General features: G+C 75.7%; 9 protein-coding genes. 7 read left to right on the top strand and 2 right to left on the bottom strand.

Features of this window, described 5'->3' with window-relative positions; translation table 11 throughout:
* Nucleotides 1-28 precede the first annotated feature (28 nt).
* On the top strand, nucleotides 29-1,612 hold the full coding sequence (locus AAHH18_RS01200) for an MFS transporter (protein WP_343300267.1): 1,584 nt from the start codon (nucleotides 29-31) through the stop codon (nucleotides 1,610-1,612).
* A gap of 39 nt (nucleotides 1,613-1,651) precedes the next feature.
* Here the strand turns inward: AAHH18_RS01200 and AAHH18_RS01195 are convergent, their stop codons facing one another.
* Nucleotides 1,652-2,785: an alpha/beta hydrolase gene (locus AAHH18_RS01195; RefSeq protein WP_343300266.1), complete on the bottom strand. Its 1,134-nt coding sequence runs from the start codon at nucleotides 2,783-2,785 to the stop codon at nucleotides 1,652-1,654.
* A gap of 284 nt (nucleotides 2,786-3,069) precedes the next feature.
* Nucleotides 3,070-5,406 (bottom strand): (Fe-S)-binding protein, encoded by a 2,337-nt coding sequence (locus AAHH18_RS01190; RefSeq protein ID WP_343300265.1) that lies wholly within the window; start codon nucleotides 5,404-5,406, stop codon nucleotides 3,070-3,072.
* 291 nt (nucleotides 5,407-5,697) lie between these two features.
* Here AAHH18_RS01190 and AAHH18_RS01185 point away from each other — a divergent pair, with 291 nt between their 5' ends.
* The 6 genes from AAHH18_RS01185 to mnhG are packed head-to-tail and all read left to right on the top strand — an operon-like array spanning nucleotide 5,698 to nucleotide 12,376.
* Complete coding sequence (locus tag AAHH18_RS01185; protein WP_343300264.1) at nucleotides 5,698-8,841, top strand: Na+/H+ antiporter subunit A; 3,144 nt, start codon at nucleotides 5,698-5,700, stop codon at nucleotides 8,839-8,841.
* Nucleotides 8,838-9,359 (top strand): Na(+)/H(+) antiporter subunit C, encoded by a 522-nt coding sequence (locus AAHH18_RS01180; protein WP_283318882.1) that lies wholly within the window; start codon nucleotides 8,838-8,840, stop codon nucleotides 9,357-9,359. Before AAHH18_RS01185 ends, AAHH18_RS01180 begins: the two co-directional genes overlap by 4 nt.
* Nucleotides 9,356-10,906 carry a Na+/H+ antiporter subunit D gene (locus AAHH18_RS01175; protein WP_283318883.1) on the top strand — a complete coding sequence of 517 codons (1,551 nt, stop codon included), beginning with the start codon at nucleotides 9,356-9,358 and terminating at the stop codon, nucleotides 10,904-10,906. The genes AAHH18_RS01180 and AAHH18_RS01175 overlap by 4 nt, the downstream gene beginning before the upstream one ends.
* Nucleotides 10,903-11,499, top strand: coding sequence for a Na+/H+ antiporter subunit E (locus AAHH18_RS01170; RefSeq protein WP_343300263.1), 597 nt, complete (start codon nucleotides 10,903-10,905; stop codon nucleotides 11,497-11,499). Before AAHH18_RS01175 ends, AAHH18_RS01170 begins: the two co-directional genes overlap by 4 nt.
* Nucleotides 11,496-11,945, top strand: a complete 450-nt coding sequence (locus AAHH18_RS01165) for a monovalent cation/H+ antiporter complex subunit F (protein WP_283318885.1) — start codon at nucleotides 11,496-11,498, stop codon at nucleotides 11,943-11,945. The genes AAHH18_RS01170 and AAHH18_RS01165 overlap by 4 nt, the downstream gene beginning before the upstream one ends.
* Nucleotides 11,942-12,376 carry a monovalent cation/H(+) antiporter subunit G gene (gene mnhG, locus AAHH18_RS01160; protein ID WP_283318886.1) on the top strand — a complete coding sequence of 145 codons (435 nt, stop codon included), beginning with the start codon at nucleotides 11,942-11,944 and terminating at the stop codon, nucleotides 12,374-12,376. Before AAHH18_RS01165 ends, mnhG begins: the two co-directional genes overlap by 4 nt.
* Nucleotides 12,377-12,413: the final 37 nt, after the last annotated feature.

Raw genomic sequence — 12,413 nt, 5'->3', positions numbered from 1 at the left:
GGTCCGCCCACCGAACGAGGTCTCTGCCATGTCCGCCCCGGCCGCCACCGGCCGTCCCGCCACCCGTCCCGCAGCCCGTCCCTCGACGGCTGTCCCCGACACCGCGTCCGTCCTGCTGCACCGCGGCCGGCCGGTCCGGCCGTGGGCCGTGCTCGCGGTCCTCATGCTGCCCGTGCTGCTGATCTCCGTGGACAACACGGTGCTGTCGTTCGCGCTGCCCTCGATCACCGCGGCGCTCGGCGCGTCCGGCTCGCAGCTGCTGTGGATCGTGGACGCGTACCCGCTCATGCTCGCCGGCCTGCTCGTGCCGATGGGCTCCCTCGGGGACCGCATCGGCCGGCGCCGGCTGCTGCTCGTCGGGGCGACCGGCTTCGCGGCGGTGTCCCTGCTCGCGGCGTGGTCGACCTCCCCGCAGATGCTGATCGCGTCGCGGGCGCTGCTCGGCGTGTTCGGCGCGACGCTGATGCCGTCCACGCTCTCGCTCATCCGGAACGTGTTCCTGGACCGGGCGCAGCGCCGCCTCGCGATCGCGGTGTGGGCGTCCGGGTTCGCCGGCGGGGCGGCTCTGGGACCGGTCGTCGGCGGTGCGCTGCTGAGCCACTTCTGGTGGGGCTCGGTGTTCCTGCTGAACGTGCCGGTGCTGCTGCTCCTGCTGCCGTTGGCGCTGCTGCTGGTGCCGGAGTCGAAGGACCCGGCGCCCGGGCCGCTCGACCCGTGGAGCGTCGTGCTGTCGCTCGCCACCATGCTGCCGCTGGTGCACGCGATCATCGCGGTCGGGGAGCACGGGGTCACGGCGGGCACCGTCGCGGGTGCGGTCGTCGGCCTCGCGGCGGGCGCGGCGTTCGTGCACCGACAGCGCCGGCTCGCGTCACCCATGCTCGACGTCCGCCTGTTCACCCGGCCGGCGTTCTCCGGCGCGGTCGCGGCCAACCTGCTGTCCGTGCTCGGGTTCTCCGGGCTGCTCGTCGTGGTGTCGCAGTTCCTGCAGCTCGCCGCGGGGCTGAGCCCGATGGACGCCGGTCTCGTGCTGGTGCCGGGTCTCGCGGCGTCCGTGGCCGCCGGCCTCCTGGCGGTCCGCCTGGTGCGGCACGTGCGCCCGTCGACGCTGATCGGGTCGTCGTTCCTGCTCGCCGCCGCCGGGTACGGCGTGCTGACCCTCGTCGGGGACGTCCCCACCCCGGTCACCGTCGGCGTGACCTTCGTGATCATGGGGACCGGCGTCGGGCTCGCGGAGACCCTCACGAACGACCAGATCACGACGGCGGTGCCGCCGGAGAAGGCCGGTGCGGCGTCCGCGATCTCCGAGACCGCCTACGAGCTCGGCACCACCCTGGGCGTGGCCCTGCTGGGCTCGGTGCTCAACGCGACGTACCGGGCCCGCGTCGCGGTGCCGGACGGTCTGACCGCGGACCAGGCGCACGCCGCCGGGGAGACGCTCGGCGGCGCGGTCGGCGTGGCGGACGGGCTCGGCCCGGACGCGGCCGGTGCCCTGCTGGAGTCCGCCCGGCTGGCGTTCGACGCGGGCACGCAGCACGCCGCCGCCGTCGGGGCGCTCGTGGCGGTCGGCGCCGCAGCCGTCTCGTTCGTGGCACTGCGCCGCGCGACGGCCTGACACCGCCCGGCTCCGGGCCCGCCGTCAGCGGTTCCCCGGTCAGCCGGGTGCCGCCAGCGCCCTGTCCAGGAAGCCGACGACGTGCTCGCGCCACCCGGCCGGGTCCGCCGCCAGGGCGCCCGTGTGCGGCGCGCCGTCGACCGTCCACACCTCGACCCGCTCCGGTGCCGTGGCCGCGAGCCGCCCGGCCACGGACTGCTCGTCCGGCTCGGTGCCCGCGGCGAGCAGCAGCACGGGTGTGCCGTCGGCGCGGCGCACGGACTCCGCCAGCGTCCGCGGCGGCGCGCCCGGCGTCAGCACGTCCACCAGACCGTAGGTGACCGCGTCGAGCACGCCCTGCGCCCGGCCGGCGAGGCCGTACTCGTCGGCGAGCCACGTCTTGTCCCCGCGGGTCCGGCCGGTCGCGCCCTCGGCGACCACCGCGCGGATCCGCGCGTCCTCGCCGGCGGCGCCGAGTGACTCCTCCCCGCCCATCGACAGGCCGACGACGCCGATGCGGCCGGGGTCGACGTCGGGCCGGTGCACCAGCAGGTCCACGGCGGCGCGGATGTCGAGCTCGCCGGACCACCCCAGGTCCATGCCCCGGCCTCCGCTGGCGCCGTGCCCGCGGGCGTCCGTCGCCAGCACGCCGTAGCCGGCGGCGTGCAGCGCCTGCGCGTGCGCGACGACGGCGGCGCTGGTCGACCCGGAGCCGTGCCGCAGGACGACCGCCGCGCCGCTGGTGGACGGCAGGTACCAGCCCGCCAGCACCACGCCGTCCGCCGCGGTCATCGTCACGGTCTCGGCCTCTCGCGGTGGGCGCTGCGCCGCCGGGTGGGGCGGGTGGGTGGCCGCGAGCGCCACGGCCAGGCACCCGGCCGCCGCGAGCAGCACGACCAGCCACAGCGGGGCGGCCACCAGCGCCCACCGGCCCAGCGCGCGCCGCAGGGCGAGGACGCCCGTCACCAGGCAGGCGACGCCGGCGACCGCAGCGGTGGCCGTCAGCAGGACCGCCGCCACCCCGGCGTCGAGCCGCGGCACCCCCAGGCCGGCGGCCGCCGCGAGCAGCAGCCCGGCGCCGGCCGTCGCCGCGGTGAACGCCGGCAGCGGGCGCGCGGGCCGGGCGCGGGTCCTGGCGGGCGCCGGCGCGGGGCTCCGGTGCGCGGCGCCGACCGGACGTGGCTCGGTGGACACGGACCCCCCGTCGCGGTGCCGGGGCCGGCGTGCGGTGGCCGGCGCGGACGGGCGGGGTGGCGCGCGCCCGTCGCCGCCACCCTCCCGTGGCGGCACGCCGCCCGGCAGAGTCCTTCGTCCGTGCCCGAGAAGGCCGTCCGTGCCCTGACCCGCCGCGGGCCCCGCCCCTGCCGCGCTCCACCGGGCCAGGCCGGGCCCGTTCGGAGGCTCCCAACGGCGAGGGAGGGGTGCGCGCGGGATCGGAGGTCACCGCGGACACCTCCGACGGCGCGCCGGGGTCTCCGTCAGCGTTCGGAGCCTCCGACGGCACCGGCGCGGACGCGGTCGAGCAGCAGCAGGGCGATGTCGGTGACCTCCGGGACGCCGACCGCCGCGCGGTCGAGGGGCGCACCGCTCGCCGCGCCGACGCTCGCGAAGGCCTCGGACGCGGCCGGGCCGGTGGCCGCCGAGCCGGTGGCTGCCGGGCCGCTCGCCGCCGGGGCGGTCGTCGCCGCCACCCCGTCGGTCAGCATCACCGTGCAGTACGGGCAGGCCGTCGCGATGACGTCCGCGCCGGTGGCGACGGCCTCGGCGGCGCGGGCCGTGCCGATGCGGGTACCGATCGACTCCTCCATCCACATGCGCGCCCCGCCGGCGCCGCAGCAGAACGAGCGCTCACGCGTCCGGGGCATCTCGACGGCCTCGACGCCCGGCAGTGCGGCGAGCAGCTCGCGCGGCGGCTCGTAGACGTCGTTGTGCCGGCCGAGGTAGCAGGGGTCGTGGTAGGTCACGCGCTGCGGGCCGTCGCCCGGGTCGACGGGCGTCAGGCGGCCCTCGGCGACGAGCCGGTCGAGCAGCTCGGTGTGGTGCACGACGTCGTAGTGCCCGCCGAGCTGCGGGTACTCCCGGGACAGGGTGTTGAAGCAGTGGGCGCAGGTGACGACGACCGTGCGGGCGCCGGCGGCGCCGAGCGTCTCGACGTTCGCGGCGGCGAGCATCTGGTAGAGCACCTCGTTGCCGGCTCGGCGGGCGGGGTCGCCGGTGCAGCCCTCGCCGTCGCCGAGCACGGCGAACGTCACGCCGGCGGTGTGGAGCAGCTCGGCCACGGCGCGGGTGGTGCGCCTGGCCTTCTCCTCGTACGCGCCGGCGCAGCCGACCCAGAACAGGTAGTCGACGTCCGCGGCGGACCCGACGTCGGCGCCGACCACGGGGACGTCGAACGGCAGGTTCTTCGCCCAGTCGAGCCGCTGGCGCGCGGGCAGCCCCCACGGGTTGCCCCGGCGCTCCATCTTCGTGAACGTCCCGCCGAGCTCGGCGGGGAACGCCGACTCCATGAGCGTCTGGTAGCGGCGGATGTCGACGATCGTGTCGACGTGCTCGATGTCGACCGGGCACTGCTGGACGCACGCGCCGCAGGTGGTGCACGCCCACAGGGCGTCGGCGTCGATGACGCCCGACGCGACGAGGTCGACGTCGACGTGCCCGGGCTCGACGTCGGCGCCGGCGCGGGCGGCACGCAGGTACGGGGCGGTGGCGGCGGCGTGGTCGCGCAGCGCGAGCGTCAGGAGCTTGGGGGACAGCGGCTTGCCGGTCGCCCACGCGGGGCACTGCTCCTGGCAGCGGCCGCACTCGGTGCAGGTCGTGACGTCGAGGAGCTGCTTCCAGGTGAGGTCCTCGACGGCGCGCGCGCCGAGGCGGGCGTCGTCCGGCAGGTCCTCGAGGGTGGCGACGTCGAGCTCCCGCCCGTCGACGCGCACCGGGTCGAGCGGGCCGAGCGCGACGTCCCCGTCGGGGGAGCGCCGCGCGTACACGTTGACGACGGCGAGGAACCGGTGCCACGCGACCCCCATCGTGGGCTGCAGGCCCACGACGACGAACCACGCCATCGACACGAGGATCTTGACGGTCGCGCACACCACGACGGCGGACTCGAGCGCCCCGGTCGACGCCCCGGCCCACAGGTCGCCGATCCACGCGGTCGTCGGGAAGTGCCAGGCGCTCGCCAGGGCCGAGCCGTCGCGCGCGGCGAGCTCGTGCTCGAGGCCGCGCAGCAGCAGCACGGCCAGCACGACCAGCAGCACGGTGGCCTCGACGACGGCGGCCTGCCCGGTGTGGGATCCGAAGAACCGGGACCGCCGCGCCGGCTCGGTGGGTGCGGGCCCGCTGCCGTCGCCGACGCCCGCCCCGGCGGCCGCGACGGCCCGCGCGGGCGTCGCCGGGGCGCCGCGCGGCGTGGAGCGGACGCGGACGGCGACCAGGGCGAGGATCCCCGCGAGCGACAGCCACGCGATGCCCTCGGTGACCCACGACCAGGGCGCGAACCCGCCGAGCACCGGCAGCACGAAGCCCGGGTCCACCACCTGCACGTACCCGGTGACGAGCGTGAGGAACAGGACCGGGAACGACACCATCACCGCCCAGTGGGCGACGCGCACCACCGGTCGGTGCTGGAACCGCCCGTGGCCGATCATCTCCCGCACGACCAGCCAGGTCCGCCGCCCGGCGGGACGCAGCCTCCCCGGCGCGGGGCGGCCCGAGCGGATCGTGCGGGTGAGCCGGACGGCGCCGCGGGCGAAGACCGCGACGCCCAGGACGGTGGCCGCGAGCACCACGACGAGGCAGGTCACCCGGAGCGCGTCCACGCGCACACGCTAGCCGCCCGCCGTCGCGACGCTCCCGGACCCGAGGTCCCCCCGGGAGTGTGGCGTCCTGCACATCCAGGGCGGTGCGTGGTGACCGCTTGATACAGTTGTGGCAATCCCTCGACCTCGGTCGGCGCCTGCGCCCTTGCGTGCGTGGCGTCGCCGTGCGTCCCTGTACCTGCCCGCTGACAACACCACACGACCGCCGACCGCCGTCCGTGCCGCCCCGGCGCGGGCCACGACGGCGTCACCGACCGACCGACCACCCGCCCACGACAGGACGGAGCGGACGTGCTGCAGCTCCTCGCGGTGCACCTGCTGGCTGCCCTGGTCGCCCCTGCCCTGGTGGCGTGGATCGGCCGCAGGGCGTTCTGGGTGCTCGCGCTCGCGCCCGCCTCGGTGACCGTGTGGGCGCTGACCCTGACCGGCGAGGTGGTGGACGGTCGCGGTCCCACGCAGCGGGTGGAGTGGATCCCCGGGCTGGGGCTGGAGCTGTCGTTCCGCCTCGACACGCTGTCGTGGCTGATGACGCTGCTGGTCGGCGGCGTCGGGGCGGTCGTGCTGATCTACTGCTCGGCCTACTTCAAGGAGCACGCCAGCGGGCTCGGGCGGTTCGGCGGCGTGCTGGTGGCGTTCGCCGGCGCGATGTTCGGCCTCGTCACGGCCGACGACACGCTGCTGCTGTTCGTGTTCTGGGAGCTGACCACGGTCTTCTCCTACCTGCTCATCGGGCACTACCACGAGCGCAAGGCCAGCCGGCGCGCCGCCATGCAGGCCATCGTCGTCACGACGGCCGGCGGCCTGACGATGCTGGTCGGCGTCGTGCTGCTCGGCGAGGCGGCCGGCACGTACCGCCTGTCGGAGATCCTCGCCGACCCGCCGCACGGCGCCATGGTCACGGCCGGCGTGGTGTGCCTGCTGGTCGGAGCCGCGAGCAAGTCCGCCCTGATCCCCCTGCACTTCTGGCTGCCCGCCGCGATGGCCGCGCCGACGCCGGTCAGCGCGTACCTGCACGCGGCGGCGATGGTGAAGGCCGGCGTGTACCTGGTCGCCCGGTTCGCGCCGGCGTACTCCGAGCTGAGCGCCTGGCGGTGGCTGGTGGTCGTGCTCGGCGGCGGGACGCTGCTGCTCGGCGGCTACCGCGCCCTGCGCCAGCACGACCTCAAGCTGATCCTGGCGTTCGGCACCGTGAGCCAGCTCGGCCTCATCATCCTGCTCATCGGCTTCGGCACCCGGGCGACCGCCCTGGCGGGGCTCGCGATGATCGGGGCGCACGCCATGTTCAAGGCGGCGCTGTTCCTCGTGGTCGGCGTGGTGGACGCCGCGACCGGCACCCGCGACCTGCGGCGGCTGTCGGGGGTGGGACGGGCGCTGCCGATCACCGCCACGGCCGGCGCCCTGGCCACCCTGTCGATGATCGGTGCCCCGCCGTTCGCCGGCTACGTCGCCAAGGAGGCCGCCCTCGAGGCGCTCGGCCACGACGGCGACCCGCTCGGCCCGGCGGTCCTGGTGCTCGTCGCCGTCGGTTCCGCGCTGACCGTCGCGTACGGCATCCGGTTGTGGTGGGGAGCGTTCTGGTCCAAGCCGGTGCTGTCCCCGGCCGCGGTCCGCGAGCTCGCGGCGGCCAAGGACGCGACGGCCAAGGAGCCGGTGCCGCGCGAGTCCCCGGAGCCCGGTCCGGAGGACGACCGCGCCGAGCCCGCCCCCGTCGGCCGCCCGTCCCTGCTGCTGGTGTGGCCGGCGATGGTGCTGGCCGTGCTCGGCCTCGCGGTCGCGCTGCTGCCCGGCCTGGGGGAGCAGCTCCTCGCGCCGCAGGCGGACGCCTACCCGGTGGGCGAGGCCGGCCACCTGCTGCTGTGGGGCGGCCTGACGCCGACGCTCGCCATCACCGTCGCCGTGCTGGCGGCCGGTGTGCTGCTGTTCGTCGTGCGCGGCCCCGTCGAGCAGGCGCAGGCCGCGGTGCCGCACGTGCCGGAGGCCGACCGGGTCTACCGCAAGTTCATGCGCCGCCTGGACGACGTGGCCGCGGACGTCACCGCCGTGACCCAGCGCGGCTCCCTGCCGGTGTACCTGGGCGGGATCCTCGTGGTGTTCGTGGTCGCCGTGGGCGTCCCGCTGCTGACGTACACGCGGCTCCCCGCCGAGACCCGGCCGTGGGACCGCCCGGCGCAGGCCGTCGTCGGGGCGTTCGTGGCGGTGGCGGCGGTGCTCGTGGCGCGCGCCCGCCGGCGCCTGAAGGCCGTGATCCTCATGGGCGTCTCGGGCTACGGGGTCGCGGCCCTGTTCCTGCTGCACGGCGCACCGGACCTCGCCCTCACGCAGGTGCTCGTCGAGACCGTCACCCTCGTGGTGTTCGTCCTGGTGATGCGCCGGCTGCCGCCGTACTTCTCGGACCGCCCGCTGGTGGGCTCGCGCTGGGTGCGGCTCGCGATCGCGCTGTCCGTGGGGCTCACGGTCGGCGGCCTGGCCCTCGTCGTGCCGGGCGCCCGCGTGCACCCGCCCGTGTCGGTGGACTTCGCCGAGGAGGCCTACGCGTACGGCGGCGGCAAGAACATCGTCAACGTCACGCTCGTGGACATCCGCGCCTGGGACACCATGGGCGAGATCTCGGTCGTCCTGGTGGCCGCGACCGGCGTCGCCTCCCTGGTGTTCCTCCGGCGGCGCTCCGGCGCGATCTTCCGGGCCGGCGAGGCGCCCGAGCAGCGCCAGGTCTGGGGCGGCGGCGACGACCCGCTCGCCGTGGTGCGCCGGCCGGTCGAGGCCCGCAGCGCGTACCAGCCGCGCGAGTGGCTGCGCGCCGGGCGGACCCTCGCCCCGCGGCGCCGGTCCGTGGTGTTCGAGGTCGTGGTCCGGCTGCTGTTCCACACGATGATCGTGTACTCGCTGTACCTGCTGTTCTCCGGCCACAACGCGCCCGGCGGCGGGTTCGCGGCGGGCCTGGTGACCGGCATCGCGCTGATCGTCCGGTACCTGGCCGGGGGACGGTACGAGCTCGGCGAGGCGGCGCCCGTGCAGCCGGGCCTGCTGCTGGGCAGCGGGCTGTTCCTGTCCGCCGGCGTCGGGCTCGGCGCGCTGGTGTTCGGCGGCACGGTGCTGCAGTCCTGGATCCTCGAGGCGGACCTGCCGCTGCTCGGCCACGTGAAGCTCGTGACGTCGCTGTTCTTCGACGTCGGCGTGTACCTCGTGGTGGTCGGGCTGGTGCTCGACATCCTGCGCTCGCTCGGGGCGGAGATCGACCGGCAGGCCGAGGCCGAGGGCGACGCCGAGCCGGTCGGCGGGGACGCCGAGCCGGGCGAGGAGATCCGTGTGGACGCCGCCGCGGCGGGCCTCGTGGGCCACGCCGCCGCGCACGGCCCGGACGGCACGGGCGGATCCGGCGGCTCAGGCGGCCCCGGCGGCCCCGCCGCACCGACGACGCCCGGGGGGTCGCGATGATCGACATGAGCCCGAACCTCGCGCTGGTCGCGGTGATCGTCGTGCTGGTGACCGCCGGCGTCTACCTGCTGCTCGAGCGCAGCCTGTCCCGCGTCCTCATCGGCATCATCCTCATCGGCAACGGCGCGAACCTGCTGTTCCTGGTGGCCGGCGGGGCCGCGGGCCGCCCGCCGATCGTGGGCCTGGAGCCGGAGGGCCGCATGAGCGACCCGCTGCCGCAGGCCATGGTGCTGACCGCGATCGTCATCACGCTGGGCATGACGGCGTTCCTGCTCGCGATGGCGTACCGGTCGTGGCAGCTGCACCGGCACGACGAGGTGCAGGACGACGTCGAGGACCGCCGCATCGCGCGGCTCGCGGCACGGGACGAGCGCGCGTTCGAGGACGCCGACACGGAGGACACCATCACGTCGCTCGACGAGGAGGCCGCGGAGACCCGCGACGAGACCGACGAGGGCGGTCCGGTGCCCGCGGGCACCGGCGCCGAGCCGGCCACCGGTCAGCGGGAGGGCGCGTGACGGAGTACACCTGGCTGGTCCCGCTGCCCGTCGTCGTGCCGCTGTTCGGCGCGGGCCTCGCGCTCGCGCTCTACCGCAAGCCCCAGGCGCAGCGGATCATCAGCGTCGTCGCGCTCAGCATCGTGCTGGTGGCCGCCGCGTCGCTGCTGGTCCTCGTCGACGACGGCCCGCTCGTCGTCGACATCGGCAACTGGGCGGCACCGGTCGGCATCGACCTGGTGGCGGACCGGCTGTCGGCGCTCATGCTCACCGTCTCCGCGGCGGTCACCCTGTGCGTCCAGCTGTACTCGCTGGCGCAGGGTGAGGCCGACGGCGACGAGGCCGCGCCGGTGTCGATCTACCACCCGACCTACCTGATCCTGGCCGCCGGCGTCGCGAACGCGTTCCTGTCCGGCGACCTGTTCAACATCTACGTCGGCTTCGAGATCCTGCTGGCCGCCTCGTACGTGCTGCTCACGCTGGGCGGCACGGGCGAGCGGATCCGCGCGGGCAGCATCTACGTGGTCGTCGCGCTGCTGTCGTCGCTGCTGTTCCTCATCGCCATCGCGCTGACCTACGCCGCGACCGGCACCGTGAACCTGGCCCAGCTCGCCGAGCGGCTCCCGGAGATCGACCCGGACGTGCGGCTGCTGCTGCAGGTGCTGCTGCTGCTCGCGTTCGGCATCAAGGCGGCGATCTTCCCGCTGTCCGCGTGGCTGCCCGACTCCTACCCGACCGCGCCGGCGCCCGTCACCGCCGTGTTCGCGGGCCTGCTCACCAAGGTCGGCGTCTACGCGATCATCCGCACGCAGACGCTGCTGTTCCCCGAGGGCCGCATGGACGACGTGCTGCTGTGGGCGGCGCTCGCGACGATGGTCGTGGGCATCCTCGGCGCCGTCGCGCAGGACGACCTCAAGCGTCTGCTGTCGTTCACGCTCGTCAGCCACATCGGCTACATGATCTTCGGGATCGCCCTGTCGTCGCAGGCGGGGTGGGCCGCGTCGATCTACTACGTCGCCCACCACATCACCGTGCAGACCGGCCTGTTCCTGGTGGCCGGGCTCATCGAGCGCCGCGGCGGCACGACGTCGCTCGAGTCGCTCGGCGGCCTCGCCAAGATCGCGCCCGTGCTCGCGGTGCTGTTCTTCATCCCCGCGATGAACCTGGGGGGCATCCCGCCGCTGTCGGGGTTCCTCGGGAAGGTCGGGCTGCTGCAGGCCGGCGTGCAGGACGCCCGCCCGCTCGCGCTCGCGCTGGTGGTCGGGGGCGTGCTGACGTCGCTGCTGACGCTCTACGCCCTCATCAAGGCGTGGAACAAGGCGTTCTGGCAGACGCCGCCGGAGCCCCTGCCCGACGCCACCCTCCCGAAGGGCATGGTCGGCCCCGCGGCCGCCCTCGTCGCGCTCGGCCTCGGGCTGACGGTGTTCGCCGGCCCGCTGTACGGGTACGCCGAGCGGGCCGCCGCGGCGCTGGCCGACCGCGACGTGTACGTGCAGTCCGTGCTGCCCGACGGCGGCCGGGGTGAGGGCGAGTCGGCGGACGCCGCCCGGGCGGAGGCGGACGGATGAGCCTGCACCCGCGCCGGCGGCGGCTCGCCGCGCAGTGGCCCACGATGCTCTGGCTGGTCGTCGTCTGGGTGCTGCTGTGGGGCGACCTGACCGTCGCGAACGTCCTCGCCGGCGCCGTCGTGGCCGTCGCCGTGACCGGCGCGCTGCGGATGACCCCGATCGACTTCCACGGCCGGCTCCGTCCGTGGGGGCTGGTCGTCCTCGTCGCGCGGTTCGCCGGGGACCTGCTGGTCGCGTCGGTCGAGGTGTCGTGGCTCGCGCTGCGCCCGCGGCACACGCCGCGCGGCGCGGTGATCGGCGTGCAGCTGCGCAGCCACTCCGACCTATACCTCACGATGACGGCCGAGCTGTGCTCGCTGGTGCCGGGGTCGCTCGTCGTGGAGGCGCACCGGCTCACCGGCATGCTGTACCTGCACGTGCTCGACGTCGAGCAGTCCGGCGGCGTGGAGGCGGCGCGGCAGGCGGTGCTGGACCAGGAGGAGCGCGTGCTGCGGGCGTTCGCGTCGGACTCCGAGCTGCGCGACGCCGGCCTCGACCCGCACCCGCGCCGGACGGCCCGGCGCCCGGCACCCCGGACGGAGGTGGGCGCGTGACCGTCGTGTACCTGCTGTGCGCCGCGCTGCTGACCGTCGCCGGCGCCCTGGCCCTGATCCGCGCGGAGCGCGGCCCGTCGATGCTGGACCGCACGGTCGCGCTCGACATCGTGGTGACCGTCGTGGTCGCGGCCGTCGCGCTCTACGCGTCGATCGACCGGCGCACCGACGTGGTGCCCGTGCTCGTCGTGCTGTCCCTCGTCGGGTTCGTCGGCTCGGTGACCATCTCGCGGTTCGCGTCCGTGGAGCCCGAGGGCGAGGGGCGCGTGCGCAGCCGCGAGGAGATCGCGCAGGAGGAGGCCGAGCGCATCCGCGCCGAGGAGGAGGCCGAGGAGCAGCGCCGCCGGCGCCGTGCCCAGGAGGCGGACGCGCAGGTGGTGCACGACGAGGCGGCGCACGGGCACGAGGACCACGCGGACGACGAGCGCCAGGGGAGCGGACGATGAGCGCGGACACCGTCGCGGACGTCGTGGCGGCGGTCTGCCTGATCGGCGGTGCGCTGCTGGCGCTCGCGGCCGGCGTCGGCGTGCTGCGGTTCCCCGACCTGCTGTCCCGGATGCACGCCGGCACCAAGCCGCAGGTGCTCGGGCTGGTGCTGGTGCTGATCGGGCTGTCGCTGCGGCTGCGGTCCGGCGGCGCGGTGTGGGCGCTGATCCTGGTGGCGCTGTTCCAGATGCTCACGGCGCCCGTCGCGGCCCACCTGGTCGGGCGGGCGGGCTACCGCACGGGCAAGGTGCGCCGCGACCTGCTCGTCGTCGACGAGCTCACCGAGGCGCAGGAGCGCGCGTCGGAGCGCGAGGGGACGCAGGACGGGGACGAGGACGACGACCACGACGACGCGCACGGCGCCCCGGGCGCGTCCGGCCGCAGGGGCTGACCCCGGCGCCGGCCTCCGGTGCCCGCCCCGGCGGTGT

The organism is Cellulomonas olei (genome assembly GCF_039548315.1).
Classification (GTDB): domain Bacteria; phylum Actinomycetota; class Actinomycetes; order Actinomycetales; family Cellulomonadaceae; genus Cellulomonas.
The sequence above is the reverse complement of the archived record's forward strand: the minus strand, read 5'-3'. Positions and strand labels throughout refer to the sequence as shown.

What these genes read in the sequence shown, in the direction of transcription:
- AAHH18_RS01200 (WP_343300267.1), top strand. Translation starts at nt 29, where the DNA reads ATGTCCGCCCCGGCCGCCACCGGCCGTCCCGCCACCCGTCCCGCAGCC.
- AAHH18_RS01180 (WP_283318882.1), top strand. Translation starts at nt 8,838, where the DNA reads ATGATCGACATGAGCCCGAACCTCGCGCTGGTCGCGGTGATCGTCGTG.
- AAHH18_RS01170 (WP_343300263.1), top strand. Translation starts at nt 10,903, where the DNA reads ATGAGCCTGCACCCGCGCCGGCGGCGGCTCGCCGCGCAGTGGCCCACG.
- mnhG (WP_283318886.1), top strand. Translation starts at nt 11,942, where the DNA reads ATGAGCGCGGACACCGTCGCGGACGTCGTGGCGGCGGTCTGCCTGATC.